A 26,992-nucleotide genomic window follows, 5' to 3' on the forward strand; every position below is an offset into this window, starting at 1 on the left:
GAGCAAAGGAGTGGCGATGAAGCACAATCTGGCGATGGCCCCGTTGACCTTGGCAATTCTGCTCGCCGGGATCGGCCCAGCGCGTGCGGCGCAGGCCCAGTCCACGCAGGCCCAGTCCACGCAGGCTCCTTCCGCACAAGCCCCTTCCGCACAGGCCCCTTCCGTACAGGACTGTGCCGCCTTGGCCAAAGCCACGTTTCCCGATGCATCCACCACGCTGTCGCTGGCCGTCTTTCGTGCGGCTACGGCACAGGAGATGCCGGTGGCGGATGGCGCCCGCCCGGCTGCTGCGATCCCGGCAATGCCGGCGCATTGCGAAGTAATCGGCAAGCTGCAGGAACGCGCCGGTGCCAATGGGCAAATCTATGCGATCAAGTTTCACGTGCGTCTGCCCGCCGCGTGGAACGGCCGCTTTGTGTTCCAGGGCGGCGGTGGGTCTGATGGCAACCTGGGCGATGCGACGGGCGGCTTTTCCAGCCAGCCGGGCGTGACCGCATTGGCACAGGGCTATGCCGTCGTTTCGTCAGATTCCGGGCATGATAACGCGGTCAACAACGATCCGGCGCGCCAGGGTATCGTGACGTTCGGCCATGACGCGCTGGCGCGGCACAACTATGGCTTTGGCTACATCGGCCCGGTGGTACAGGCGGGCAAGGCCTTGATCCAGGCCTATTATCGCCGCGCGCCAGCGTTCACCTATTTCGTTGGCGGCTCCAAGGGCGGCCAGGAAGCGATGATGGCGGTGCAGCGTTTCCCGCAGGAATTCGATGCCGCGCTGATCGGGTATCCGGGCTTTCATCTGGCCCATGCGTCCATCGCACAACTGTGGGATGGCCAGGCATTTGCCACCGTGGCCAAGGCCATGGGGCAGGTGGGTAGCGACGGCCTGCCGCTCATCAACAAGGCGATGAGCGATCAGGACATTCTCTTGGCGCAGGGCGCTATTCTCAAGGCCTGCGATGCGCTCGACGGGCGCAGCGATGGCATGATCGAGCATTTTACCGCATGCACCACGGCGCGAGTCGTGCCCGAACTGGCCAAGATCACCTGCCCAAGCGACGATCCGGCACGCAAGACTGCCGCGTGCCTGCTGCCGATGCAGGTTGCGGCGCTGCGCAAGGTGATGGGTGGGCCGCGCACCCGTGATGGCAAGCCGATCTATTCTGAATGGGCGTGGGATGCCGGCATTGGTGCAGCTACGGCCCATGGCGTGACGCAGGGTTGGCGGATCTGGAAAATGGGGGGGTATGCCTCACCCATCAACAACGGTGCCTTGCTGCGCCTGGGCGCGCCTACCAATTCCGCAGTCTTCCGCTCGCCGCCGCTCGACGTAGCGGCCGATGTCACCTCGCTGACCCGCTATGCGCTGAGCGCAGACATTGACGAGGCCTATCGCGCAGCGCATGTCGAATGGGGTACATTGCACGAAGCGCCGGTGGATTTCATGCACGCTGACGCAACCGATCTTTCGCCGTTCTATCGGCGTGGCGGCAAGATCATCGTGTTCCACGGTGTCAGCGATCCGGTGTTTTCGGTGCTCGATACGATCCGCTGGCTGTCCGCAGTGGACAGGCATGAGCACGGCAACTCTGCACGCTTCATCCGTTTTTACGCGGTTCCGGGCATGAACCACGGGCGCGGTGGCCCGGCAACCGATCGGTTCGATATCTTCTTGTCGCTGGTCGCTTGGCGCGAAAAGGGTATTGCGCCGCAGGCGATCACCGCCACGGCCGGTGAGGACAGCCCGTGGCCAGGGCGCACCCGCCTGCTGTGCCCCTATCCGCAATGGCCGCATGCACGCGCAGGCAACAGCGAAAGCGCGGCTTCGTCAGTCTGCCGGTAACGGCGACGACCGGGGATTTGCTGCGCAACATCGAGCCCAATGTACCTGGCTAAAGTGTGACGGAAAACGTTGTCAGTCGTGCGTTAGGTTTGTATCACTCGGCCATGACCTCGTTTATCGGAGCAGACATGGGTTTCCACTCCAATGCCTCTCTTCGCCGCCGCGCCCAAAGTATCGGCGCGCGGGCGCTGCTTGCTGCCTCGCTTGCCATGGTGCTGGGTGGCAGCACCATGGCGCATGGTTCGAACCAGCCGCTCTACGTCAATCCCGACAGCACCGTTGTGCGGGCGGCCAAGGGGCTGACCGGACAGGCGGAGCAGGACGCGCGCCTGATCGCGCGCTTCCCCACTGGCACGTGGCTGACCAGCGGCACCCCCGAAGAGGTGCAGGCAGAGGCGCACAAACTGGTGAGCGACGCCGCCGCGAAGGGCGCGATACCGGTGTTGGTGGCATACAATATTCCGTTCCGGGATTGCGCGCTCTATTCCGCCGGCGGAGCGGCAGACAGCGCGGCTTATGCCGCCTGGGTTCGCGGTCTTGCCGCTGGCATCGGCAGCGGCCGTGCCATCGTCATCCTTGAGCCGGACGGCTTGGGCGTGATCCCTTGGAACACCACGTTGAATGGGCAGCCGGAAAGCTGCCGGCCGGCTGGCATGGATGCCAAGGCAACGGTCGAACGCTATCGCCAATTGCGCGATGCTTCGGCAGTGCTTTCGGCCTTGCCGGGTGTGCAGCTCTACATGGACGGTGGCGGCAGCAGCTGGCTGGCCCCCGGCGAAATTGCCGCGCGCCTCCTGATGGCCGACGCAGGCAAGGCGCGGGGGTTCTTCCTCAACGTGTCGAACTATGAGAGCGATACCCGGCTCAAGCGGTACGCCCGCTGGGTCAGCGACTGCATGGCGTTGGTCTCGCAAGGGGGCCTCAGCCCGCGCGAGTGCCCTGGCACGCCGATCACCGGCGCGCGCGACTATCCGGGCGCCTGGGCGGATGTGGACGCCGCCTATGATACCTTGTTCTGGCGCCTGCACCTGAAACGCGATCCGCAGGCGCAAAAGCATGCCGTGCTCGATACCAGCCGCAATGGCCAGGGCGGATGGGTGCCCAAGCCCGGGCGCTATCGCGATGCAGAGGTGTGGTGCAACCCGCCCGAACGCGGGCTGGGCCGCCGGCCGACCCTGGCCAGCGACGATCCGTACATCGACGCTTTCCTGTGGATCAAGATTCCCGGTGAATCCGATGGCCAGTGCTATCGTGGCACCGCCGGGCCAGGCGATCCCGAACGGGGCATGGTTGCGCCGGCAGCCGGCGCGTGGTTTGCGCAGCAGGCGCGCGAGCTGATTACGCTGGCGCGTCCCGGCGTGGAATAGGCGCGCGGGGCGTGGAAGTGGGCTAATCGTGGTGAGCAGGCGGTGGCGCGGTTGAGCCGCGCACCAGCAGCGCATGGGCATGCTCGTGGCGCTGGTCGAGGGTGGGGCCATCGGGCGTGGCATCGAGCCGGGCGATCAGCCGGTCGGCCGCATCCCAGGCCATCGCGCTGACGGGTTGATGCACCGTGGTCAATTGCGGCCAAGCGGTGCGCGACACTTCCGAATCGTCAAATCCGGCGATCGACAGGTCATCGGGCACGGCAAGCCCCAGCGCGCGCGCGGCCGCGAGCGCGGCGGCGGCCATGTCGTCGTTCTGCGCCAGAATCGCAGTCGGTGCCGGATCGCGCCGCAAGAGATCGAGCGCGGCATCATAGCCCACAGCATAGGTGAAATCGCCGGTCACGATCAGATTCTCGTCCAGGATTTTGCCGTGCTCGGCAAAGGCGCGGCGATACCCTTCCAGGCGGGCGAGGCTGGCGGCGTGCGCCGGGTCACCCAGGATGATCCCCACGCGGCTGTGGCCCATGTCCAGCACGTGTGACGCCACGGCCTGCCCGGCGGCGACTTCATCCATGGTGATGACGATCCCGCGTGCAAGATCCTTTTGCGGGGTGATCCGCGCATAGGGCAACCCTTGGCGATCGAGCAGGTCGAGCAGTTCGATTTGATCGCAGGCTGGCGGCGCCAAGAGCACGCCGTCCAAGCCCGTGCGCAGCAGCAGTTTGCCCAGTTCCTCTGGCCGTTCCGACGCGTGGTTGAACGGCAGCACCACCAGCCGGTAACGCCCGTTGTGCATCCGATCCAGCGCGCCGTTTTGAAGATCGACCACGTAGCTCGGGCTCGGCCGTTCATAGGTCAGCCCGATCAGGAAGCTACGCCGCGCGATCAGGCTCTGCGCGGTCAGATTCGGGTGATAGTCGAGCTTGGCGGCCGCATCCTTGACCAGTTGCCGAACGCGCGCGCTGACATGCGGTTCGTCATTGAGTGCGCGAGAGACCGTTTTGGGCGAAACGCCGGACATCTTGGCCACATCGATGATCGTCGTACGCCTGGAAATGTGGGCCTCCGTGCTGCTGCTGTCCAATCGGTACCTTTGGGAGCGACGGGTTTCTTAGCGGGTCTCTTGACTTCTGTCGATGTCCGACGGTAAACGTTGTCAGGAAGACGGTAAACGTTGTCAGTTCCGCGCAGCAGGGCCGGTACGACATCAGGAGGGGTTTCATGGGAGTGAGGGGACGCAAGGGCTTGGCGCTGCGGATGGCATCTGTGGCGATGGTTGCGGCACTCGTGCCGGCCGCCCATGCGCAACAGGCAGCGGCTGCCGACGGCGCCGGCGTGGCCCATCCGGAACTGTGGCCAAAGCGTGACCAGCGCATTGCGCCGGACCCGGCGATGGAAAAGCGAATCGACCAATTGCTCGCTGCCATGTCGCTGGAACAGAAAGTCGGGCAGATCGTGCAGGGCGACATTGCCAGCACCACGCCCGAGGACGTACGCCGCTATCATCTCGGTTCGGTGTTGAACGGCGGCAATTCCGATCCGGGCGGGCGCTACAACGCGCCGGCCAAGGACTGGCTGGCGCTGGCCGATGCGTTTTACGAAGCGTCGATGGTGCCCAGCGGCAACCTGCCGCGCATTCCCATCATGTGGGGCAGCGATGCCGTCCACGGCCACAACAACGTGGTCGGCGCAACGCTTTTCCCGCACAACATCGGCCTGGGCGCCGCGCGCGACCCGGAATTGCTGCGCAGCATCGGCGCGGTCACGGCCAAGGAAATGCGCGTTACCGGGCTGGACTGGACTTTCGCCCCGACGCTGGCGATCGTGCGCGATGATCGCTGGGGCCGCACCTATGAAGGCTTTGGCGAGGCGCCGGAGATCGCCGCCTCCTATGCCGCTCCGCTGATCGAAGGGCTGCAAGGCAAGATCGGTGACAAGGACTGGCTACGCGGCCCGCACATCATCGCCACAGCCAAGCATTTTCTGGGCGATGGCGGCACCTATGGCGGCAAGGACCAGGGCGATACGCGGATTTCCGAGGCTGGCCTGATCAACACCTTCAGTGCGCCTTACATTCCCGCGCTTAATGCCGGGGTGCAGTCGGTCATGGTCAGCTTTTCCAGCTGGAACGGCACCAAGATGCACGGCAACCAGTCGCTGCTGACCGGCGTGATGAAGCAGCGCTGGGGCTTTGACGGCTTTCTGGTGGGCGATTGGAACGGCCATGCCCAGGTGAGCGGCTGCACCGCCACCGATTGCGTCCAGGCCGCCAAGGCCGGCCTCGACATGTATATGGCGCCCGATAGCTGGAAAGCGCTGTGGCAAAGCACGCTGGCCCATGCGCGCGATGGCTCGCTGCCCATGGCGCGGCTCGATGATGCCGTGCGGCGCGTCCTGCGCGTCAAGCTGCGCGCCGGCCTGTTTGAGGCCGGCAAGCCGTCGAGCCGCCCCTTTGGCGGCCAGTTCGACCTGCTGGGCAGCGCGGAGCATCGCGCCGTCGCGCGCCAGGCCGTGCGGGAATCGCTGGTGCTGCTCAAGAACGCCGGGCAGTTGCTGCCCTTGAAGCCCATGTCCAATGTCCTGGTGGCGGGCGATGGCGCCGATAACCTGACCAAGCAGACCGGCGGCTGGACCTTGAGCTGGCAGGGCACCGGAACCAAGCCGGCCGATTTCCCCCATGCCCAATCGATCTGGTCTGGCATTGCCGAAGAGGTAAAGGCGGCGGGCGGTTCGGCCACGCTTTCGGCCGACGGCAGCTTTACCAAAAAGCCTGACGTGGCCATCGTGGTCTTTGGCGAAGACCCCTATGCCGAATTCCAGGGCGATCGCCCCGATGTCGGCTTTGACGATGCACGCAGCCTGGCCTTGCTGCGCCGCCTCAAGGGCGCCGGCGTGCCGACGGTGGCGGTGTTCCTGTCGGGCCGGGCGATGTGGGTAAACCCGTTCCTCAATGCCGCCGATGCCTTTGTCGCAGCATGGCTGCCGGGTTCCGAAGGCGGCGGCATTGCCGACGTATTGTTCGGCAAGGCCGATTTTCGCGGCACCTTGCCCTATAGCTGGCCGCGTTCGAGCGACCAGACCGCCGTCAACGTGGGTGACAAGGATTACAATCCGCTGTTCCCCTATGGCTTTGGCCTGAAATATGGTCAGCCCGGCGATCTGGCACCGTTGCCCGAAGCGCGCGCTACGGTCGCGGCGGCTGATCCCGGCGTCCTGTACGCCGCCGGACGTCCCGGCGCAGGGCGGCAGTTGCTACTGGGGGCGCCCGGGGCGCTGTCCACCAATCCTGGCCCGGAATTGATCGATGCGCGCCCCGCCGATCACCACGCGCAAGAGGATTCGGTGCGGCTGCACTGGACCGGCGCTGGCCCCGCCATGGCGGCGATTGCCGGGGATACGCCGGTCAATCTGACGCGCGAGAGCAATGGCGGCCTCGCTGTCGAGCTGGAATTCCGCATCGATGCGGCACCCACGGCCGATGTGAGCCTGCTGATGCAATGCAGCGGTGAAAAGTGCGGCGGCGGCTTCCCGGTCGGCAGCGTGTTCAAAGCGGTGCAGGCTGGCCAGTGGTCGCGCCTCGCCATTCCGCTGCACTGCTTTGAAAAGGCCGGCGTGGACATGAGCAAGGTGACCGTGCCGATCGCGCTGTCCACCAGTGGCGCGATGACTGTCACGCTATCGTCAGCGCGGATCGTATCGCCGGTCGGGCCGGTGCTGACCTGCAACTGACCGCGCCGCGCCAGGGAGCGGCGCGGCACCGGTCCAAGACCCATGAACCAATCGACATTTCATTCAATCGCCATCCAGTCAGGAGAGGAATACATGAACAGGGGAATCTGGAAGCGCAGCATGGTGCTGGCGCTGCTTTCGACTTGCGCGGCAGCGCCGGCCCTGGCGCAGGAAGCGCCCGCTGATCAGTCGGCCGCCAAGCCGGCAGCGGCTGCGCAGCCCAAGGATGGTCCGGGCGACATCATCGTCACCGCCAACCGCCGCGAACAGAACCTGCAGGATGTTTCCGGCGTGGTCCAGGCGCTGGGCTCGGACCAGCTGCGCAAGGACGGCATTGTCGAACTGCGCCAGTTGCAGCAGGCCGTACCGGGGCTGAGCATTGCCAACCAAGAAGGCAATGTCGAAATCTTCATCCGCGGCGTCGGCTCGGCCAACAACACCGAACTGGGCGATCCCGGCGCTGCGCCGCACCTCAACGGCACCTACATTCCGCGCCCGCGCGGCCTGGGCCTGATGTTCTATGACCTTGAACGGGTGGAAGTGAACAAGGGGCCGCAGGGCACGCTTTATGGCCGCAATGCGCTGGCCGGTACGCTCAACATCATTACCGCCAAGCCGAAGTTTGACAGCTATTCCGGCTATATCCAGGCCGAATTCGGCAACCGCAATTCCTATGCCGCCGAAGGCGCGGTCAATATTCCGATTGCGTCGAACTTCGCGATCCGCGCGGCAGGCTATTACGTTAACCGCGACTATGGTTTCCGCAATGTCTCGACCGGCGCACCGGCGATTGGCCTCAAGCCCGCTGGTCTGGAAGAGAACTATGCCGGCCGCCTGTCGATGCTGTGGGAGCCGACCAGCCGCCTGACCATTTCGGTGATCGGCGACTATGGCAAGGAAACCGGCACCGGCTATCCGGGCGCCAACATCTACAGCGCGGTTGAAGCCACTGGCCTGACAGCCAGCGACCTGGACCTGCGCCGCGTGGTCTATCGCGGGCTCCAGGGCAAGATGACCAACGAACTGTGGGGCGTGCAAGGCAAGATCGCCTATGATTTCGACAAGGTCGGCATGGAACTGACCGGCAGCTACCGCTCGGTCGATTTCAACCAGGTCAACGCGTCGAGCGATGGCATCGATTACCCCGGCCGCAACCTGGCGACCGAGCAGTACGACAATTTTTCGGGCAACTTCTGGCAAACCAAGTCGCAGAGCGAAGTGTTCGAACTGCGCGTCTTTGCCAAGAAGGGCCAGCGTTTCCGCTGGAACCTGGGCGCGTTCTATTTCAACGAAGACCAGCAGGTTGGCTATCTCGCGCTCGCCGATCGCGGCTATTGCTGCTATTCGGGCACCGAATTCACTATGCCTGACGTGCGCGGCAAGAGCCATGCGTTCTATGCCGACGGCACCTATGACGTGGCTGATCGCCTGCGCGTTCTGGGCGGCATCCGCTATACCGAGGAAAGCAAGTCGCGCTATGGCATCGGCGGCAACTGGGCGCTGACGCTGGGCGGCGCCAACTATGCCTGCTGTCTCGCCACGCGCCTTGGCACCGAAGGCTTTGTGCCGGCCCTGCTCAGCCGTCCGAACTTCGATGTGTCCAAGATCAACACCCCGCAGGGCATGGCGCAGTTCCTGATCCAGGGCATCGCCTCGCCCGGTGCGCGCGATACGCTGATCAACCAGATCGGCGCCATCGCCAATGGCACCAATCCGGCCGGCAACTGCTTTACCCGGCCTGATATTGACAACGGCTTTGTCACCTGCCCGACGAACACCAACGGCGGTTTCAGCTATGCCAACCTGACCATCCCCGGCCAGCAGGTGGGCAGCGCTGCATTCAAGTATGCCGATTGGCGCCTTGGTTTCGAGTATGACCTGAGCACCGGCCACATGGTCTATGGCAAGGTTTCAACCGGCCACAAGGCGGGCGGTTTCAACGACAGCTTCAACGGTTCGACCGTGCCGGAAACCTATCGCCCGGAAAAGCTGATCGTGTACGAAGTTGGCAGCCGCAACACGTTTGACGTGATGGGCCGCCGCGCGGTGTTCAACCTCACCGGCTTCTATTACGATTACAAGGACCAGGTCTTTCAGGACCTGACCTGCATCAACCTCGACACCACGCAGACGCCCAACGTCTGCAACGGCTATTCGCTGGTCAACCGCAACATCGGCGCCTCGCGCCTGTTCGGCGCCGAAGCCGAATTTCGCGTGGCGCTGCCCTACCACTTCTCGGTCGACGTGAATGCGGCTTACCTCGATACCCGCATCACCAATGGCGAAGTCGCGGACGTGCGCGCGCTGGACAACAGCGCGGGTGGCAAGTCGCCGCTGATCAGCCTGGTCGGCAACCAGCTGCCGCTGGCCTCCAAGGTCAACGTCAGCGCGCATATCGCGCAGTGGATCGACCTGGGTCGTGGCCGCTTCGATTGGCAGGTTCTGGCCAACTATCGCTCGGCCTATTATCTGACGCAGTTCAACAACAAGGACGTCGTGTTCCTGAACGGCACGCGCCAGACCGCGCTCCAAGCCGGCTTCCCGGACCGTCAGCCCGGCTTTGTCACGCTGAACCTGGGCGCAGGCTACCAGGTCAACAACGTGCGGATCGAGGCATGGGCCAGCAACCTGCTCAACGTTCAGGCGTCGCAAAAGGAACTGGCGGGCTCCGCGCTCAACATTCGCTTCCTCAACGACGCCCGCACCTATGGCGCGCGTCTGCGCCTGACGTTCTGATCGGGTTCTAAGCGCAGCAAGAGGCCCGGCTTGCCACACGGCAGGCCGGGCCTTTTTGCGAGCAGAATGGTGCCAGCGTTTATCGCGAGCCTGACGACAGCACCGCGCTGGCTTCTGCTTCGGCTACCAGGTGCGCGGCATCGTCGGGCAGCAGCCAGCCTTGCCGCACGCGCTGCGCCGCAACGGACCGGACCCGCGCGACAAAGCCGGCGTGGCTGCCATAGCGTTCTTCCAGCGACAGGCGCGGATCGCCCTTGGCGAGGCGTTCTGCCTTGGTTGCGGCAAAGGGAATGAACCCACCGGCAAAGCCGCAGGGACCGCCGGCGCCATATCCCTTGGCCAGCACGTTCCAGCCAAGGTAAGTGCCCAGTGGCACGAGATGCTGCACCGAGGGGACGCCGCCGCCGGTTTCGTTGCCATCGCGGTCCACGCGCGGGACAAGCGAGGGGATGGTGCGGCGAATGGCGGGTGGCTGCTGCGTGATCACGCCAGACAGATCGGGATAGTCGAACCCGGGGCCGTAATCGTAATCGAGCAGATCGTTCATCTTGCCGTCCGGCACCGGCGCGCCGGGGATGGCGGGCCAGTGCATGGCGGCGGCATGGGGCGGGACAAGATCGCCACGGGCCAGGGTGGGATACTGGCTGGGCGGCGGCGCGCGGCCAGTGCTGACCCATGCCACCAGCCGCTTCATCAGCGCGCGCATCGTCGGCAGCGATGGATTGGGATTGTTGGGCAGGGCGCAGACCGGCGCGCCGGGCCAGGGCTTGTCACCATCGAGCGAGATGCCGCCGGTGTAGGAACCGCCATGGGTCACGCCAGGGAAGTAGTAACGCCGCACATTGGCCGGGATCGGCACATCGGCGCGGGCATCAGTGCCGACCAGAGCAGGCGACAGGCGTAGGCCCCAAAGTTCGGTGGAACCGAACGTTTCCATGATCTTGGGGCAGGTTTGTGTTGCCGTGCAGCGATCGAGCAGGCTGTGCGTGCCCCGGCCGCGCACCCGATCGGCATAGCGGCTCCACCACAAGGTGCCTTCGCTGCCCGGCTCGAACAGGGTTGCGGCCCCGCCCGGCACGGCAAAGCGCAGGTTGAGCGGCACCTGGCGTGCCGCGATGTTGGGATTGGCACCGTCGAACACGCGATGGCCCACTTCATCCTGGTTGAAGCCCAGGTTGATGAAGCTCTTGACGAAATTGCCCGATTGCGAGGTGCCGCTGACCACGCTCCAGCGCACCTGGCCGGCAAGCGGATTGGGCGTGCCATGGTCGTCGGCGGCCGCATGGCGCAGGAAGCTGACCAGATCGCGCGTGGCGGCAAAGCCGATACCCAGAACCAGCGGATCGCGCGCCTGATAGACCAGCGTATAGGCAAGCGCCGGGTCAAAGCCGCCTTTGAGGCAGATGCGCGCGGGATCGGGCGTGCCGGGAAACGGCGTGGTGCGGCAATCGGCAAAGGCCCATTGGCTGGGAGCAATCGGCTCCAGCGGCGCAGCGTCGCTGGCCTGGCGATAGAGCCTCGCGTGCGCGGGATCGAGATCGACCGGAAGCGGGCGCGGTACGGGGCGGCCGATCCCGCCGGTCAGGCCCCAGGTGCTGCCGGAAAGATCGGTCACGCGGGCCAGCGCCGGCCCGGTCAGGCCCTTGGCCACGGGCACGGTGGCGGTTTGCAGGCCGGGTGCGGGCGCCAGGTCACCCTGCCAGCCGCTGATCACGCGGATGTGGCCATCTTCATCGGGGGCCACTTTGCCATTGCCGCGGTTGGGCACGTCGTAGAACAGCACGCCGCTGCCGCGCGCCAGGGGGCGGGCGATGGCAAACGTGGCGCTGTAGGCAACGCGGCCGTTGGCCTGGCGCGGGCCTTGGGCAATGTCGGTGATGATTGCATCGCGCGTTGGCGAAAGATCACCATCGAATGTCCCGGTGATGATCTCGTAGGGGCGCTCGCCCGGCTTGGTGGGCGCGGGGGTGCGCGTCTCGATATGGATGGCGGTAACCCGCGCCTGCGCGCCGGTGGCCAGGGCGAGCAGGGCAGCCCCGCCCAGCAAGCAGATCCTACGCATCGTCGATCTCCATATCCAGCAGTTGCGCGCCCAGCGTCTTGCCATGGGCATCGAGCGCGAGGGAGCGGGTGACGCCGCCCGAAAGCACGCCATGCAGCACGAAATTCACGGCCTGAAAGTTGGGCAGCACGAACCGTTCGATCCGGCGCGGGCGCAGCGCGGCAAGATGGGCGGCAACCCGCTCAGTCGTCAGCGCGCGCTCCAACTGGCTGAACTGCGCCGGGCCGCGGGCAAACACGCAGATCTGCGAGGTATCACCCTTGTCGCCCGTGCGGGCGTGGGCCAGATCACGAAGTCGCATCAACTCACTCCATGAACGATGGAGGGCGCAACCGCGCCGCGCGGAACGAGGACGGAGGCAACCGCGACCACTTCGCGCAGGGTGGTGGTCACGCCCCCGCCACCCGACGGGCCATTGAGATAGAGCGCCTCGACCTCGGCGCCGATTTCGGCGGCGGTGGCGCTGTCGGCGCAGCGGGCGGCAACGCGCGCGCGCACTTCGGCCGGTTCGGGCGCGCGGCCGGTGGCATTGACGGCATTCACGCCGATCAGGTCATAGCGGATATCATCCACCGCCAGGCGCTGCATCGCCACCCGCTCGGCCACGATATCGAGCGCCAGCTGGCCGCGCGCCACGGCGCCGGGCCCGGCGTAGCTGATCTGCCCTTCGCCAATGAAGCCGTCACGATAACCGACCGATACCTTGAGGCTTTCGGGGCGGGGGTGGCCGGTTGCGCCCGATACGGCAATGCGATCGGGGCCGGCCTCGGCCAGGTTCAGCGTGGTGAAGTCTGCCACCACATCGGCCTGAAGATAGCGGGCCGGATCGAGAATTTCGTACATCGCCTGTTCCCGCGCATTGGCGAGCGAAAGGCGCCCACCCGTGCCGGCAACCTTGGTGAGCATGGCCGTGCCATCTTCGTTCACTTCAGCCAGCGGGAAGCCCAGGCGGGCCAGGCCCGGCACATCGTTGTAGCCGGGATCGGCGAAATAGCCGCCGGTCAGCTGGCCAGCGCATTCCAGCAGATGGCCGATGGCAGTGCCGCCTGCCAGCCGCGTCCAATCGTCTTCGGCCCAGCCGAATGCATGAATCATCGGCCCGAGAAACAGCGCAGGGTCGCACACCCGCCCGGTGAAGATCACTTGCGCCCCTTCGGCCAGCGCCTGGGCAATGGGAAACGCGCCGAGATAGGCGTTGGCCGAAATCGGCTTGAGATCGGACAGCGATCCGTCGCGGTCCAGCAGGGGGAGGTCTTCGCCCGCGATGCTGGCGAGCACATCGTCACCCAGCACTGCCGCCATGCGGATGCCGGTCAGGCCCTGCTCACGCGCGACGGCGAGCGCGGCTTCCATGGCGGCGAGCGGGTTGGCCGCGCCCATGTTGGACACGATGCGCACACCGCGCGCCATGGCCGGCCCCAGCACGGCGCGCATGCGCCGCTCTAGCCGGGGATCATAGCCGGCGGCCGGGTCGCGCTGTCGCGCCAATTGCGCCAGCGCGATAGTGCGTTCGGCCAGGCATTCAAAGCACAGGAAATCGAGTTCGCCTTGTTCGACCAGTTCAACGGCCGGCTCGATCCGATCCCCGGCAAAGCCGGCACCGGCACCGATGCGTATGGTTTTCATGCGTGTCTCACTCATAGGCCGATCAGGCCGATGGCCAGCGCTGCCAGTGTCATCACCAGGGTGGCGCCCAGCAGCCAGGGAAAGGCAAAACGCTGATGCGCGCCGAGGTCGATGCGGCTCAGGCCTGCGACCAGGAATGTTGCTGGGGTCAATGGGCTGATCGGAAAGCCAACGGTATGCATGCCCAGCAGCGCCGCCTGCGCCACCTGCACGGGCGGCACGCCAAAATGGCCAGCCACTTGCGCCACCACCGGCAGAACCCCGAAGTAAAAGCTGTCAGGATCGAATACGACGCTGAGCGGCATGCTGGTGACCGCCACCAGCAGCGGCAGGCTGCGGCCCATGCCGGGCGGCACCAGGGCCACGCTGGATTGCGCCAGAGCGTGGATCAATCCCGCGCCGTTCATGATCCCGGTAAAGGCGCCAGCGGCAAACAACACGCCGGCCATCATCATTGCCGGGCGGGCATGGGCCTCGATCCGGGCGCGCTGTTCTTCGGCGTTGGGATAGTTGATCGTCAGCACCAGGGCAAAGGCGACCATGAAGATCACGGCCGGTTCGGCCACGCCGCCGACCATCAGGCCGATGACTGCCAGCGTGATGGCCAGGTTGAGCCAGAACAGGCGCGGGCGATGCAGCGGATCGGCGCCAGGGCCGCTTGCCACCGGGCCAGCCGCCACGGCGCCAGCGGGCAGGTCTTGCGCCTGAGGCATGGCAGCGAGGCGGCGTTCTTCCCGCCGGCCCATCCACCACGCCGCGCCGAATACGAACACCAGGCCAACCAGTTGAACCGGCAGCATCGGCGTGAAGATCTGCACCGTGGGAATGTGCAGCGCCGCGCTGGCGCGCAGTGTCGGCCCTGTCCAGGGCAGGAAATTGACCCCGGCGGCAAGCGAGGCGCAGCAGGCCAGCACGCGGCGGTCCATGCCCAGTTGATCGTAAAGCGGCAGCATCGCCGGCACGGTGATCAGGAAGCAGACCGCGCCAGAGCCATCGAGATGGATCAGCAAGGCCAGCAAGGCCGTGCCCATGGTGATCCGCGACGGCTTGCGCCCCACCAGGCGCAGCACGCCGCCAACCAGCGGCGCCAGCAGGCCAGCATCGCTGACCACCCCGAAGAACAGGATCGCAAACACGAACATGCCGGCAACCGGGGCAATCTTGGTGACGCCGGCCAGAATCCAGCCCGGCACGCCGGCGCCCAGGCCCAGCGCTGCCGCGCCGATCACCGGCACCAGGATCATCGCTGCGAGCGGGGATAGTCGGTTCGTCAGGATGACGGCCAGCATGACACCGATGATGGCCAGTGCGCCCAGTGCGAGGGCGGCTGGCGGCAAAGCAACAGCGGCCAGCATCAGCACGCCCCCTTGGCCGAGAGCACGCGCAGCATGTTCTGGGCCGCAGGCGAGGGGCTGCGCGCGGAAAGATGCGCAATGCCGATCACGCGATCGGCGGCGCTGTCATCCAGCAGGTGCCATTCCAGATCGTGCGCGCCAACCATCGGCCGGCAGGACAGCGGAAGCGCGCTGATGCCCAGCCCTGCGGCGATAAAGGCGCCCAGCGTGGCGGGCTGCGTGCATTCATACAGTGGCCGCGGCGCCAGTCCGGCGCGAGCAAACGCGGCATCGGTGATCTGGCGCACGCTGCTGGTGGGGGCCATCGCAATGAACGGGGCATCGGCAAAGCTGTGCCAGCCGGGATCGGCCGGTGCATGCCCGGCGCGGCAGACCAGGGCGCAAGGGTCTGTGAACAAGGGCAGAAAGGTGAAATCCTCAGCCGCGTCATCGGGTGGGGTCATCACCGCGAGATCGATCAGCCGCTCGCGCAGCTGTTGATAGATGGTCCCCGCCAGTCCTTCGCGCACGGTCACATCGACGCCCGGCCAAGCCTCACGAAAGCGGCTGAGCACGGCGGGCAGATCGCCCACGGCGTAAGATGGCAGCACGCCCAGGGCAATGCGGCCACGCTGGCCCGACAGCGTCTGGCCCAGGAGATCAAAGGCATCGTCGAAATCGGCGATCAGGCGCTGTGTCAGGCGGAGCAGGTCTTCGCCGGCCTGCGTCAGCGACACATGGCGGCGGTTGCGGTCAAACAAGCGGGCGCCAAGGTCTTCTTCCAGCAGCCGGATGGTGCGCGAGAGCGCCGGCTGCGAGACATGGGCAAGTTCGGCCGCGCGGCTGAAGTTCGCCGTCTGGGCCAGTATGCGAAACTGGCGCAGGGTGGAAAGACTGGGAGTGCGGGCCATGCGAAACCTGTGCGCCAGAGGGAGCCGCCGATAGGTCTGGGCAGCAGGCGCATGGTGGCGGGCGCCACGCCCGGCGTCCAGCCGGCAGGTGCGCTTGGCCCCTGCCGGCACTGGCGCCACGTGTGGAAACCCGCCACTCACGATCAGAAGCGCGCCGCGATGCGGGCGTAGACCTGCCGCCCGAACGGATCGGCGATCGAGGGCAGATAGCCGTTGTACTTGGCAAAGCCGGGCGCGGTGTTGAAGATGTTGATCATCCCCAGCGTCAGCGCATAGCGATAGTCGTGGCCAAAGTTCAGGCTGTATTGCGCATCGAACACCGAAAACGCGCTGACCTTGGTAGTCACGGCGGGAACGACGGCGCCGGTGCCCGAGGTGTTGAGGCTTTGCCCGTAATCATCCTTCACGCCGGCGGTATAGCGCCAGGTCAAAGACAGGGTGTGCGGGCCATAGCCGGCATCGATGCCAGCCACGCTGCGCCAGCGCGGCGCGGCCGAGGACGAGGTGGGCGACTGCACGAACGCGTTGCGATAGCCCACGCCATCATAGACCACCGAGCCGGTGATGTTGCCATTGGCATCGCGGCGCAGAATGCCGGTGTCGACATCGTAGGCCAGCAGATAGGTCAGCGTGTCGCGCAGCGTGAGATGCAGTTGGCCAGCGTCAAACGCATACTGGCCCTGAATGTCGATGCCCGATGTCTTGGTGCCGCTGGGCGCGTTGAAGCTGGTGACGACCACCGATTGCAGCGTGCCGGTCAGCGGGTCGCGCAGCACCGCGGCGCCGTTGGGCGCGGTATTGACCACCTGCTGCGGGTTCTGCGTCGAAATCTGGTTGTTGAACTGATACTTCCAGTAATCGATCGAGAACCGCGCGCCGCGCGTCGGCACGAAGGTGGCGCCCAGGTTATAGACCGTGGACGACTGCGGCTTGAGGTTGGGATTGCCGTAGGTCTGGATCGTGCGGAACGAAGTGGTGCCATCGACCGGATCGGTGACGTTGACCACGTTGGTGCCGATCAGCGAGGCGGAACCGTTGGCCAGCGAGGGCGCCTGGAACGCCTTGCTGTAGGAACCGCGCAGCGAGAACCAGTCGACCGGGTGCCAGTTGGCCGCCACCTTGGGCACGGCCTTGCTATAACCACCGGCATCTTCATAGCGGCCGGCCACGTTGAGCGTCAGGCTGTCGATCGGCTGGTAATTGGCTTCGGCGAACACGCTCTTCACCTCGCGCGAGAACGCGGTGTTGAGGTGCTTGCCGAGGAACCCGCCATAGCCCGACAGCAGCAGGTCGGAATAGTTGGTGGTCGATTTTTCGCGGCGATACTGCGCGCCGAGCGCGACGTTGATCTCGTGCCCGGCAATGCTGGCCAGCGGGCCATTCACCACCGCTTCGGCGATATAGTATTCGCGCTTGAAATCGGTGAAGACATCGCTTTGCAGATTGTAGATCAGCGACGGATCCATCTGCGACAGGTTGGCCTGGAACGGGCTGTAATAGAGGCAGCTGCCCTTGCCGGGCACAGCGCCGCTGCCACCGCCCAGGAAGTTGGTGTTGCAGTTCGGTCCGCCATAGCCGCGCAGCGCGGCCTGGAACATGTTCATATCGGTATCGCGATCGCGGGCGATCGTTTGCGAGGCGGAATAGGTGGCCGTCGCCAGGTACTTCCAGCGCCCGACCAGATTGCCGCGCGCGCCGAGCACGTGGTGCTGCTGGTTCACCGTATCGCGCATCACGCGATATTCGTATCCGCCCGGAAAGCCCTGCGCCCCGATCGCCCGGCCATAGAACAGCACATCGACGCCAAAGGGATTGTAGGGGTTGGACGCCGGCATCGTGGCGTTGCCCGCGTTCTGGGCATAGGACGGCACGCCAAACCGCTCGGAATCCTGGTGGTAATAGCTGAGTTCAGCAAACAGCGTATTGGCGTCGTTGATTTCGAACGTGGTGTCGTTGTGGATATTGACGCTGCGCGCACGCGGGCGGATCGGGTTCTTCGGCTGGAAATTGTAGAGGCAGTTGCCAAGGCCAAAGGCCGCGCCGCCAGTGGGGGAATAGACGCTGTTGGTGCCGTCGGCGCCGCAATTGGGATCAACCACCTTGAGCGTGCCCGTGGCCGACTTGTTGGCATCATAGAGCGCGGTGTAATCGTTGCCGTTGATCACCACGTGGCCGCCGGTGGCGGTGAGCGGCCGGCCGGTCAGCAGATAGCTGCCCGGATAGCCGGCCGCGGTGGGATTGAAGAAATTGGTGACGGCGCGATCGGAATTCTGGAGATTGTCCTGAAACCGATAGGACGCCGAAAGTACGGTGTGGAAGCGATCGTTGCCCACGCCCATCATCGCCTGGACGTTCCACGCCGGGGAATCGGCGATGCTGGTGAACTGGGCGCTGGTCTTGAACCCGTTGAACTTGGTGTCGGTCAACACGTTGAACACGCCCGCCACAGCATCGGCGCCATAAGTGGACGATGCGCCATCGAGCAGAACCTCGACCCGCTGGATGGCGATATCGGGCGTCAGGCTGTTGAGGTTGACATAATCGTCACCGGCCTGCGGCGTCACGCGGCGGCCGTTGAGCAGCACCAGCGTGGAGCCGGCGCCCAGGCCGCGTAGGTTGGCCGAACGGGTGTCGCGCGTATCCGCGCCGCCCTTTGACAGATCCTGCAAGCCGCCGGTGCTGCCCACGTTCTGCGGGATGAAGCGGGTGAGATCACCGATCGAGGACGACCCAGTGCGCGCGATCGCGGCATTGTCGACTGCGAGGATGGGCGAGGCGCGGTTTTCCTGGCGGATATTGCCGAGGTAGGAGCCGGTCACCACGATTTCCTGCGGCTTGGCTTCCGGCGCGGGTTGATCGGCAGGCGGCGTTGCCTGCGCGGCTGCTGCGCCGTGCCAGCCCATCACGCCCATGGCGAACGCCGTGCCGACGAGCAGATTGTGCTTTATCCCGTGATAGCCCTTCATGTGCACCTCCTGATCACCATCGCCGGGGAGGCGCAGCCAGGGATGCCGCCGCAAAACGCGGCGTGCCATCGTTGCTCTCCCCACCATGGCGGTGTTTTCTTGTGAAGGCGCAATGGCGGACGGCCACGATCAAGTGAAATACAATTGGTCTATCGTCTTATAACGTGAAGTTATAAATCTATGGGGTTGGTCGGTCGCGCTGATGGCACCGATGGCGACCCGCCAAGGGCGCGGGCGCAGCTTTCCAAAATGGGCCGCTATTTAAATCCCGCGTGGCCGGGCAGACACGGGCCCGCAACGTTTGGCCGCGTCAAGCAGGGCCGAAAAAGGGAGAGGGGAGCACCATGCTTCAGATTCACGGTAATTTCCGCGCGCATGCCGCAGCCTCGCTGGGCGCGATGGCGCTGGCGTTGGTGGGGACCAACGCTTTCGCGCAGGCCGCCACCGAGGCGGCTCCGACGCCCGCGCAGGCCAGCCCGGCACCGGGCGAGATCGTCGTTACCGCGCAGCGCCGCTCAGAAAGTTCGCAAAAGGTTGCCATCGCGCTCACCGCGGTGGGTGGAGACCAGCTCACGCAGAAAGCCGTGCTGGTGCAGCGCGATCTGCAGAACGTGGCGCCCGGCCTGACCATCACCAAGGCAGGCCTCACCGAATCCATCAATATTCGCGGCATCGGCCTGTCGAGCGGATCGCCGCAAGTCGCCAATGGCGTCGCCACTTATGTCGACGGGCTGTTCCAGCCGCCGATCGCGCAGAGCTTTGATCTCTACGATATCCAGAGCATCGAAGTGCTACGCGGGCCCCAGGGTACGCTGGTCGGCTCCAACTCCACCGGCGGGGCGATCTTCATCAATTCCAAGCGCCCCAAGCTGGGCGATCTGGGTGGTGACGTGACAGCCGAATATGGCAGCTACAACAATGTCCGCCTCAACGGCGCGATCAATGTGCCGGTGGGTGACAACCTGGCCTTGCGCTTTGCCACCAACCAGCATTGGCGCGATTCCTATTACACCGATCTTGGCCCCTACAAGAACCAGCCCGACAGCCTGAAGGAACACGATGAGCGGCTGTCTGCGCTCTACCAGTCCGGCGGCTTTACCGCCTATTGGAAGGGCGAACTGGCGCAGAAGAGCACGGGCGGCTATGCCTATCAGCCGATTGCCGGCACGCAGTTCGCCGCCGGCCGCCAGGCGGCGCCCTACGAGCTGAACTACGACACCAAGACCGCGAATTTCGAGCGCGCGTTTACCACGGCGCTGGAATTGAAGTACCAGACCCCTGGCGGTCTCGTTGTCCGGTCGGTGAGCGGATACCAGAACAAGCGCGTCTGGAACGTCTATGATCTGGATGGCACCAATCTGGCGCAGGTCGCTGGGCCGTTTGGCGCGCAGTATGAAGATCAATATGTGCGGGAAAAGGAATATTCCCAGGAAATCAATATCATTTCGCCGGATTCCAAGCCGCTGAACTTTATCCTGGGTGGCTATTACCAGCATAACGATATCGACGTGCTGCTGCACTATACCGGCACCGCGCCGTTCCCGATCGTGGTCAATCCGATGAACAGCAAGACCACGCTGGGCGCCTTTGCCCAGGTGAACTACCGCATTACCGAAAAGCTCGAAATCCAGGCCGGCGCGCGCTATTCGCACTATCATGTCGATGGCACCGGCGGCGTTTATCTTGGCGGGCCGCCGCCTTCCGCCTTCCTGACGATTCCGCAGACCGGCACTGAGGCCGATGGCCGCATGACCGGCAAGATCGCGCTTAACTACAAGCCCGATGCCGACAACATGCTCTATGTCTTTGCCGCCCGTGGCTACAAGCCGGGTGGGATCAATCCGCCTGGTGGCATGTTCAACCCGGAAACGGTGTGGGACTTTGAAGCGGGCTGGAAATCGAGCTTCCTCGATCGGCATGTGCGCACGCAGATCGGCGTATTCTATAACAAGTACAACAATTTCCAGATGGACGTGATCAGTCCGGCATCTGGTCAGAATGGCGTGGTCAACCTCGCCAATGCCACGATCAAGGGCTTTGAAGGGCAGCTTCAGGCCAAGCTGGCCGGTTTCGGCCTCGACGCCGGCGTGTCGTATGTGGATTCGCAGCTCAGCAGCGTGACGGTGATCAACAAGTGGCAGCCGGGCGCCGCCACCGCGCAGTTGCCGGCCTGCGCCACCGGGGTAACCAGCAACTGCTTCCCCTACCAGTTCATCACGTCTGATGCCGGGCCGAACCTGCTGTCGCCGAAATGGACCTGGAACGCCGGCCTGGATTATACCTATTCGCTGGGCGAGGGGCGCTCGATCGTGCCCCGCGTGAACTATTCCTATATTGGGTCGCAATGGGCCTACGTTACCTATCTGCCGCAGTTTGACCTGATTAACGCGCGCCATCTGGTCAATGCCAGCGTCGCGCTCAACTGGGACAACTTCAAGGTGGAGCTGTACGGCACCAACCTGACCAAGGAATATTTCGTGACCGGGCAATCCGGCCTCAACGAATTCCGCACCGCGCCGCGCGAGTTCGGCGTGCGTCTGGGCGCCAAGTTCTGATGGTGGCATCGCTGCCTGGCAGCATCGGTCGGGGTAACCCGGCCGATGCTGCATCGCTGATGGAGCGCCTGCCATGCCGTTGATTGCCGATACGATCGCGCGGGTAATGCAGCGGATGGTGGCGCCACGGCTGGCCCAGCCGGAAAGTGCGCTGGCGTTTCCCGAAGTTCCTCGGCGTTGCCGCACCATCACTATTCCAACCACGCAAGGCAGTGCTGCGGCCACGGTGTTCGCGCCGCAGAACACGGCGGGCCCGGTGCCGGTTCACGTCAACTTCCATGGCGGTGGCTATGTCATGGGCTACCCCGAGCAGGATGATGCGTTTTGCGCGTTCCTGGCCGAGCGGGCCGGCGTCTGTGTCATCAATGTCGATTATGCGCTGGCGCCGCAGCGGCGCTTTCCGATAGCGGTAGAGCAAGCCTGCGAGGTGATCCGCTGGGTGGCGGCGCAGGCGGGGGCGCAGGGGTGGGACGGCGATCGGCTGACCGTGGGTGGGCAAAGTGCCGGTGGCGGTTTGGCTGCTGCTGCCAGCCTGCTGCTGGCCCAGGCGGGCGGGCCGCCCATTGCCGCGCAGATCCTCCATTACCCGCCGCTCGATCTCGTCACGCCGCCTGCGCACAAGCAGGCCCGGGCGGCGCGCCCGGTCATTTCACCGGGCGTCGCGCGGCTGTTCAATGCGGTCTATGTGCCCGATCCATCGATGCGGGCAGATATGCGCGCGTCGCCGTTGGTGGGCGCGCCCGATGATTTGCTCGACAAGGTGGCGCCGGCGATCGTCATTGCCGCAGGGCTCGATCTCTTGCGGGCAGAGGCTGCCGCCTATGCCCAGCGCCTTCACGCGCGCGGCCGCTTGCTGGAATATATCGAGGTGCCCGATCAGGACCACGCCTATAACCTGCGCGGCGGCACGCGCGAGGTGGTAGAGGCAGTCTATCTGCAGATCGCGCGGCATCTTGTGCGCCTGGGGCGCTGATTGCTCGAGCCTTACCAGTAATCCTGCAGGGCCAGTTGGCAGCGCCACTGCGCTTCGTTGGGGGCATCCTGGCTGCCGCCAATCAGATGGGCATGGATCTGCCGGCTGGCCTCGAACAGTTCGCGGGCGGCGGCTTCGGGCAGGTCGGCACTGCGGGTGCGCCGAATAAGGATCGATCCCGCCATGGCGCGGGCGATGAAGTGCAGCACGCCGTTGCCCGACATATCGGCAATATCGCGGATGAAGCCATACCAGTTCTGGCCCAGCACCGTGGCATTGGGCGCCTGCTGCATTTTCTGGAACGAACGCTCGACTCGGTCGAGATAGCGGGCATCCTGTCGCGCCCGCGCCAGATCGATCATCCCGATATTGGCGCGGTTGAGCACGGCGCGGCAGCGATCGGGCGAGACCGCGTTGGCAGCGATAAAGGCGTTGATCATGTGCAGCGCCCGGCCAGCTTGCGGTTCGCAGGCAAACACGCCACCGCCGCGGCCGCGCCGCATCACCACGTGCTGGGCATCGGCCAGGATGCGCACGGCTTCCACCGCCACTTCCAGGCTGGTGTCATGGGCTTCCGCGATGCTGGCGAGCGAGCCCAGGAACGTTTCACCGGGCGGCAGCAGAGCGATCTGCTGGCGCAGTTTCGCCGCCAGGCGATGCCCGCGCGAGGCCGGCTCTTCAAGCTCGGACCAGGTTGGAAGCAACGCCTGCGTCTGGCACGGCGCACGGGTTTGCTGCACCGGTGCGTCTTGCAGCATGGCCCGCACCAAGCGCCCCAGCGGATCATCGTGCCCGGCAATTTCCGCCTGCAGCCATTGGCGCGCATCTTCCATCGCGGCCGGTGAATTGCTGGCAATGATGTCGCTGCGGATGGTATCCAGCGTCTGGTCGAGGCCGGGCAGGCACACGCGCAGCCCACCCTTGCCCTTGCCGCCGCGCCGGGGTTCCATCACACCGCGCAATTGCAGGATGCGGCTGGTCTGCCGCGCCACGCGGCGGCCAACGCCAAACGTCGCGGCAACACTGCCTTCGGTCAGCACGACGGCGGGGCTTGGCGTCAGGCAGATCGACTGCTCGATGCGGTCGGCAACGGTGGCTGGGGTCGATCCGCCCAGGTCATGGCCATTGATCACGCGCCCGAACAGGTCGCGCGCGCGCGACAGCGTGGGCGTGTCGGCGATGGGTAACGCGCTCTCCTGCAAATTGGCCACGGCCGATATCCCACCCCATGCAGCCGCCAATGCGGTCTGTTGCGGCACCGTGCCTGACAAAATCACAGCGGGCAACACCCCGGCAATGGCAAAATCGTTGCCTTTTGGGGCGGAATACCGGCGCGGTGCCGGTGAAGCGTGCCGCGCCATGACAGTGGTGGCGCGGCGCGCTGTGTTTCAGGGGATCAAGCGTTCGGCGCGCAGCTGGGCGAACAGATCGAAAAAGGCAGTGTCCGTCGCCTGATAACCGGTAAATCCCAGGCTGCGCGAGCGCGCCATGTCGGTTACTACCTCGATCGGGCGGCCCAAGTCTGCGTCAGTGTGCCAGGGCGAGGCCAGCCGGGTGAGGTCTGGTTCTGCCAGGCCTTCGCGCGCGGCGATGCTGCGCCACACCGGAGCATCGCCCGCCATCTGATCGGCCAGTGGCCGCACGCTGCCGTCAAACCCGGCCGGTTCCACGCCAAACCATTGCGCCAGGCGTGGCCACATCCAGCGCCAGCGGAAGATATCGCCATTGGCGCAATTGAACGCCTGGTTTGCTGCAGCGGGCGTGGTCGTGGCCCACAGCAGTTGCTGCGCCAATTGCCGCGCATCGGTCATGTCGGTAAGCCCATTCCACTGCGCCGCGGATCCCGGGAAGTGGAATGGGCGGCCCAGTTCACGGCACAGCGTGGCATAGACCGCCAAGGTAGTGCCCATGTTCATCGCGTTGCCCACGGCCTTGCCGATCACGGTGTGGGGGCGGTGCACGCTCCACGCAAAGCCGCTGCGTTGCGCGGCGGCGAAGAGTTCGTCTTCCTGGGCATAATAGAAATTGTCGATCGGCAGGCGGGCTTGATCCTCGCGAAACGGCGTATCGGGCAGGTTGCCCTGGCCATAGGCTTCGAACGGGCCAAGATAGTGCTTGAGGCCGGTGACCAGTGCCACATGCGCGACGCTGCCAGCCGGCTCTACCGCGCGCAGCAGGTTGCGCACCATGGCCGCGTTGACCGCGATGTTTTCTTTCTCCGTGGCGCGGCGCAGCCAGGTGGTGATGAACACGGCATCGGGGCGATACCCGGCAAGCGCGGCGGCGGTGGCATTGGCATCGGTGAGGTTTGCGGCGATCGGCTCCACCCCGGGCAGCGGCAGCGGATTGCGCGCCAGGCCCAGCACGCGCCAGCCTTGGGCATGAAGCAGCGTGGCAATGGCCTGGCCGGTGATGCCGGTGGCCCCGGCAACAAGGGCAGTCTTGGTCATCGATGGTTCCTTGTTGAGCAAAAACCGCTAATTGGGGCGCCGCTCGCCCGGCGCCAAGAAGGCACCAGATGGTAACCACTGGCGTTGGCGGCGCAGCGATATCGTTGGCAAAGCAAGGAGTGCCGCCGTGATACCGGGCAGCCCGGAAGAGGAATGGCGCGAGGATTGTGCCCCGCGCCGGATCCTGGAACTGTTTGCCACCAAGTGGACCAGCATGGTGCTGCACACCCTGCATGCGCGGCATGACGGGCGGGCCCGCAGCGCGGCGCTGCTGCGCAGCCTGCCGGGCATTTCCAAAAAGATGTTTGCCCAGACGGTCAGGGAAATGGAGGCGAGTGGCTTGCTGGCGCGCACCACGCGCGATGATGTCGCGCCGCCCGAAGTGGATTATGCGCTGACCGCGCTGGGCCGCCGCTTCGTCGTACCGGTCGAGGCGCTGTATGGCTGGGCGCGCGACAATGCCGATGCGCTCGACGCGCTGACCCCGCGCGCGCGATCGCGGCGGCGCGGCTGATCAGGCCATGGCGGTCACGCCGGCTCGCCCAAGCGTACCAGATCGGTGACCAGTTCAAGGGTGGGAGCAGCAAGGCCATGGCGGGCAGCAACGGCCAGCACCGCGCCATTGATGGACTCGACCTCGGTGCGCCGGCCGGCGAGCCGGTCTTGCAGCATCGAGGGCTTGTGCCCGGTGTGATTGGCCAGGGCAAAATCGACCTTGGCCATGGTTCGGGTGCGATCGAACGCGATGCCCTCCGCCCGGGCAATGGCGGCGATTTCGTCCATGATCGTGCCGACGATGCGGCGGATCGGTGCGCTGTCCAAGCGGCCGACGGGCACCTGGCCCAGAGTGCAGAGCGCGTTGAGCGCGCTGTTGAAGGCCACCTTGTCCCACACCATTGCCTCTACCTCTGGGGCGAAGCGGGCGTTGAGGCCGGCGCCATCGAGGATATCCGCCACGTGGCGCGCCCGCGCGTCGGCCGCCGGAATCAGTCCTGCCAGCCAGACATGGCCTTGCCCATGTGAAGAAACCGCATTGGCACCGTGCAGGTCTGCGGGAAAGTCGGTCACGCCCCAGACGATGTGCTCGCGCGGAAACACCGACGCGATCGATTCGGTATTGCCCAGCCCGTTTTGCAGGGTCAGCACGGTGCAGCCGGTATCTACCAGGTGCGCAGCAGACGCGATTGCTGCGGCACTGTGCATGCCCTTGGTGAACAGGACCAGCAGATCGACCGGCCCGTCAACCGCAGCGATCGGGCAAGCGCCGACCCGTGCGGCAAAATCGCCATCGTCCAGTGACAGCGCAATGCCTTGTGCGGCGATCGCGTCCATCCGCGCCTGGTCCACGTCGGCCATGGTCACCCGATGTCCGGCCAGGGCCAGCTTTGCCGCAAACAGGCAGCCCATTGCGCCTGCACCGATTACCACGATCCGCTGCATCCCGGAATTCTCCCACGTGTGCACACAGGCACGTGTGCCTGCACAGACACGAGTATCCGGATCCGGATTTGACAGTGTCAACCCGCCGGTCGGGCAGGGCTCATAGCGGCACGATGGGGAGATAACGGAGGAACCGCTGCGCGGCATCGGGCAGCACGCCCGCCCTGCGGCGGTAGACCCAGAATTGCCGCCAGGTTTCCAGCGCCGGCACGCTGAGCTGGCGCAGGCGCCCGCTGGCGACATAGGGTTCGAGCAGCGGGACCGGCAACCAGCACAGCAATTGGCTGGCCCCGGCAATGGCGATCATCGTTTCGACCGAACTGGTGCGCGCCACGACGCGGGCCTGGTGCCCCAATTGCGCGGCCAGGGTTTCGAACCGGATGCGCGGGGTTAGCCCCGCCTCGGGCATGACCCAGCCATGGGCAAAGACGCTGGCGAGATCGGGGCTGTCGGCGATCGGGTTGTCGGCGGCGCAGAACACAGCAAACATGTCGGCATGGTCGCAGCGGCCCAGGCACTGCGCATCGGCGGCGTCCTGCTCCACCCGGCCCGAGGTGATCGCCAGGTCGATCTGCCGCTGCTCCAGCGCGCGCACCAGGCCGCTGTCGACGTCTTCGATCGCCTCGAACGCCAGGTCGGGGTTGTCGGCCAGCATCTGCCCGGCGTGCGTGGCCACCAGGGTGCGCATCACGGCGGCGGTCGCGCCAATGCGCACCACGCCGCGCCGCAGCCCGCGAAACGCTGCCAGTTCATCGCGCAGCGTATGCATGTCGGCCAGCAGGTGGCGGGCATGGCGTTGCAGCAGCGCGCCGGGATCGGTCAGCACCATGCCGCGCGTGGTGCGATCGAACAGCGGCTGTTGCAGCCGTTCCTCCATGCGGTGGATCAGGCGGCTGAGCGCGGGCTGGGTCAGGTTGGCCTGGCGTGACGCGCGCCCCAGGCTGCCGCATTCGGCCACGGCCAGAAAGGCTTTCAACTCGCGCTCATCAAAATCCATGTG

Annotated in this window: 18 protein-coding genes; 7 read left to right on the forward strand and 11 right to left on the reverse strand. The window is 65.4% G+C overall.

The window, feature by feature from the left end:
- The first annotated feature begins 16 nt into the window (after positions 1–16).
- Both FHW97_RS05985 and FHW97_RS05990 read left to right on the forward strand, forming a co-directional pair.
- Positions 17–1,843 (forward strand): tannase/feruloyl esterase family alpha/beta hydrolase, encoded by a 1,827-nt coding sequence (locus FHW97_RS05985; RefSeq protein WP_171798378.1) that lies wholly within the window; start codon positions 17–19, stop codon positions 1,841–1,843.
- 104 nt (positions 1,844–1,947) lie between these two features.
- Positions 1,948–3,210 carry a glycoside hydrolase family 6 protein gene (locus tag FHW97_RS05990; RefSeq protein WP_253941619.1) on the forward strand — a complete coding sequence of 421 codons (1,263 nt, stop codon included), beginning with the start codon at positions 1,948–1,950 and terminating at the stop codon, positions 3,208–3,210.
- Between the two features lie 22 nt (positions 3,211–3,232).
- On the opposite strand, the gene FHW97_RS05995 is transcribed toward FHW97_RS05990, so the two are convergent.
- A complete protein-coding gene (locus FHW97_RS05995; protein WP_309805731.1) occupies positions 3,233–4,240 on the reverse strand; it encodes a LacI family DNA-binding transcriptional regulator in 1,008 nt (335 codons plus the stop codon).
- Positions 4,241–4,467: 227 nt separating this feature from the next.
- Here FHW97_RS05995 and FHW97_RS06000 point away from each other — a divergent pair, with 227 nt between their 5' ends.
- Positions 4,468–6,939 carry an exo 1,3/1,4-beta-D-glucan glucohydrolase gene (locus FHW97_RS06000; protein WP_253941620.1) on the forward strand — a complete coding sequence of 824 codons (2,472 nt, stop codon included), beginning with the start codon at positions 4,468–4,470 and terminating at the stop codon, positions 6,937–6,939.
- Between the two features lie 93 nt (positions 6,940–7,032).
- The gene (locus tag FHW97_RS06005; RefSeq protein WP_168350947.1) at positions 7,033–9,675 is read left to right on the forward strand and encodes a TonB-dependent receptor; all 2,643 of its coding nucleotides are present in this window, start codon (positions 7,033–7,035) and stop codon (positions 9,673–9,675) included.
- A gap of 79 nt (positions 9,676–9,754) precedes the next feature.
- Here the strand turns inward: FHW97_RS06005 and FHW97_RS06010 are convergent, their stop codons facing one another.
- From FHW97_RS06010 to FHW97_RS06035, 6 genes are all read right to left on the reverse strand, one after another.
- The gene (locus FHW97_RS06010; protein WP_171798380.1) at positions 9,755–11,737 is read right to left on the reverse strand and encodes an alpha/beta hydrolase domain-containing protein; all 1,983 of its coding nucleotides are present in this window, start codon (positions 11,735–11,737) and stop codon (positions 9,755–9,757) included.
- On the reverse strand, positions 11,730–12,038 hold the full coding sequence (locus tag FHW97_RS06015; RefSeq protein ID WP_171795918.1) for a hypothetical protein: 309 nt from the start codon (positions 12,036–12,038) through the stop codon (positions 11,730–11,732). Before FHW97_RS06015 ends, FHW97_RS06010 begins: the two co-directional genes overlap by 8 nt.
- Positions 12,038–13,363 carry an acyclic terpene utilization AtuA family protein gene (locus FHW97_RS06020; RefSeq protein ID WP_171798381.1) on the reverse strand — a complete coding sequence of 442 codons (1,326 nt, stop codon included), beginning with the start codon at positions 13,361–13,363 and terminating at the stop codon, positions 12,038–12,040. The genes FHW97_RS06015 and FHW97_RS06020 overlap by 1 nt, the downstream gene beginning before the upstream one ends.
- Positions 13,364–13,374: 11 nt before the next feature.
- A complete protein-coding gene (locus FHW97_RS06025) occupies positions 13,375–14,718 on the reverse strand; it encodes a CitMHS family transporter (RefSeq protein WP_171798382.1) in 1,344 nt (447 codons plus the stop codon).
- On the reverse strand, positions 14,718–15,608 hold the full coding sequence (locus tag FHW97_RS06030; protein ID WP_168350951.1) for a LysR family transcriptional regulator: 891 nt from the start codon (positions 15,606–15,608) through the stop codon (positions 14,718–14,720). Before FHW97_RS06030 ends, FHW97_RS06025 begins: the two co-directional genes overlap by 1 nt.
- A gap of 143 nt (positions 15,609–15,751) precedes the next feature.
- Positions 15,752–18,643, reverse strand: coding sequence for a TonB-dependent siderophore receptor (locus tag FHW97_RS06035; RefSeq protein ID WP_171798383.1), 2,892 nt, complete (start codon positions 18,641–18,643; stop codon positions 15,752–15,754).
- A gap of 275 nt (positions 18,644–18,918) precedes the next feature.
- Here FHW97_RS06035 and FHW97_RS06040 point away from each other — a divergent pair, with 275 nt between their 5' ends.
- Together FHW97_RS06040 and FHW97_RS06045 are read left to right on the forward strand one after the other, a co-directional pair.
- Positions 18,919–21,129 carry a TonB-dependent receptor gene (locus tag FHW97_RS06040; protein WP_171798384.1) on the forward strand — a complete coding sequence of 737 codons (2,211 nt, stop codon included), beginning with the start codon at positions 18,919–18,921 and terminating at the stop codon, positions 21,127–21,129.
- Positions 21,130–21,202: 73 nt separating this feature from the next.
- Entirely contained in the window at positions 21,203–22,102 is a 900-nt protein-coding gene (locus tag FHW97_RS06045) for an alpha/beta hydrolase fold domain-containing protein (protein WP_171798385.1), read from the forward strand.
- 11 nt (positions 22,103–22,113) lie between these two features.
- Here the strand turns inward: FHW97_RS06045 and FHW97_RS22035 are convergent, their stop codons facing one another.
- Both FHW97_RS22035 and FHW97_RS06055 read right to left on the reverse strand, forming a co-directional pair.
- Positions 22,114–23,313, reverse strand: coding sequence for a hypothetical protein (locus FHW97_RS22035; protein ID WP_022676562.1), 1,200 nt, complete (start codon positions 23,311–23,313; stop codon positions 22,114–22,116).
- Positions 23,314–23,490: 177 nt separating this feature from the next.
- A complete protein-coding gene (locus FHW97_RS06055) occupies positions 23,491–24,552 on the reverse strand; it encodes an SDR family oxidoreductase (protein ID WP_171798386.1) in 1,062 nt (353 codons plus the stop codon).
- A 127-nt stretch (positions 24,553–24,679) separates the two neighbouring features.
- On the opposite strand from FHW97_RS06055, the gene FHW97_RS06060 reads away from it, so the two are divergent.
- Positions 24,680–25,066: a helix-turn-helix domain-containing protein gene (locus FHW97_RS06060; RefSeq protein ID WP_054131189.1), complete on the forward strand. Its 387-nt coding sequence runs from the start codon at positions 24,680–24,682 to the stop codon at positions 25,064–25,066.
- A gap of 14 nt (positions 25,067–25,080) precedes the next feature.
- Here FHW97_RS06060 and FHW97_RS06065 read toward each other — a convergent pair whose 3' ends face one another.
- Complete coding sequence (locus FHW97_RS06065; RefSeq protein WP_171798387.1) at positions 25,081–25,992, reverse strand: ketopantoate reductase family protein; 912 nt, start codon at positions 25,990–25,992, stop codon at positions 25,081–25,083.
- A 100-nt stretch (positions 25,993–26,092) separates the two neighbouring features.
- Complete coding sequence (locus FHW97_RS06070) at positions 26,093–26,989, reverse strand: LysR family transcriptional regulator (RefSeq protein ID WP_171798388.1); 897 nt, start codon at positions 26,987–26,989, stop codon at positions 26,093–26,095.
- Between the last annotated feature and the right edge of the window lie 3 nt (positions 26,990–26,992).

It is taken from the genome of Novosphingobium sp. SG754, assembly GCF_013149315.1.
In the GTDB taxonomy this organism is placed as follows: domain Bacteria; phylum Pseudomonadota; class Alphaproteobacteria; order Sphingomonadales; family Sphingomonadaceae; genus Novosphingobium; species Novosphingobium capsulatum.

Bases quoted from the DNA above. Each gene is read 5' to 3' on its own strand.
- FHW97_RS06045 (WP_171798385.1), top strand. From the start codon at position 21,203: ATGCCGTTGATTGCCGATACGATCGCGCGGGTAATGCAGCGGATGGTG.
- FHW97_RS06015 (WP_171795918.1), bottom strand. From the start codon at position 12,038: ATGCGACTTCGTGATCTGGCCCACGCCCGCACGGGCGACAAGGGTGAT.
- FHW97_RS05985 (WP_171798378.1), top strand. From the start codon at position 17: ATGAAGCACAATCTGGCGATGGCCCCGTTGACCTTGGCAATTCTGCTC.
- FHW97_RS06025 (WP_171798382.1), bottom strand. From the start codon at position 14,718: ATGCTGGCCGCTGTTGCTTTGCCGCCAGCCGCCCTCGCACTGGGCGCA.
- FHW97_RS06000 (WP_253941620.1), top strand. From the start codon at position 4,468: ATGGCATCTGTGGCGATGGTTGCGGCACTCGTGCCGGCCGCCCATGCG.
- FHW97_RS06035 (WP_171798383.1), bottom strand. From the start codon at position 18,643: ATGGCACGCCGCGTTTTGCGGCGGCATCCCTGGCTGCGCCTCCCCGGC.
- FHW97_RS05990 (WP_253941619.1), top strand. From the start codon at position 1,948: ATGACCTCGTTTATCGGAGCAGACATGGGTTTCCACTCCAATGCCTCT.
- FHW97_RS06020 (WP_171798381.1), bottom strand. From the start codon at position 13,363: ATGAAAACCATACGCATCGGTGCCGGTGCCGGCTTTGCCGGGGATCGG.
- FHW97_RS06040 (WP_171798384.1), top strand. From the start codon at position 18,919: ATGCTTCAGATTCACGGTAATTTCCGCGCGCATGCCGCAGCCTCGCTG.
- FHW97_RS06055 (WP_171798386.1), bottom strand. From the start codon at position 24,552: ATGACCAAGACTGCCCTTGTTGCCGGGGCCACCGGCATCACCGGCCAG.
- FHW97_RS06010 (WP_171798380.1), bottom strand. From the start codon at position 11,737: ATGCGTAGGATCTGCTTGCTGGGCGGGGCTGCCCTGCTCGCCCTGGCC.
- FHW97_RS06030 (WP_168350951.1), bottom strand. From the start codon at position 15,608: ATGGCCCGCACTCCCAGTCTTTCCACCCTGCGCCAGTTTCGCATACTG.
- FHW97_RS06070 (WP_171798388.1), bottom strand. From the start codon at position 26,989: ATGGATTTTGATGAGCGCGAGTTGAAAGCCTTTCTGGCCGTGGCCGAA.
- FHW97_RS06005 (WP_168350947.1), top strand. From the start codon at position 7,033: ATGAACAGGGGAATCTGGAAGCGCAGCATGGTGCTGGCGCTGCTTTCG.
- FHW97_RS06065 (WP_171798387.1), bottom strand. From the start codon at position 25,992: ATGCAGCGGATCGTGGTAATCGGTGCAGGCGCAATGGGCTGCCTGTTT.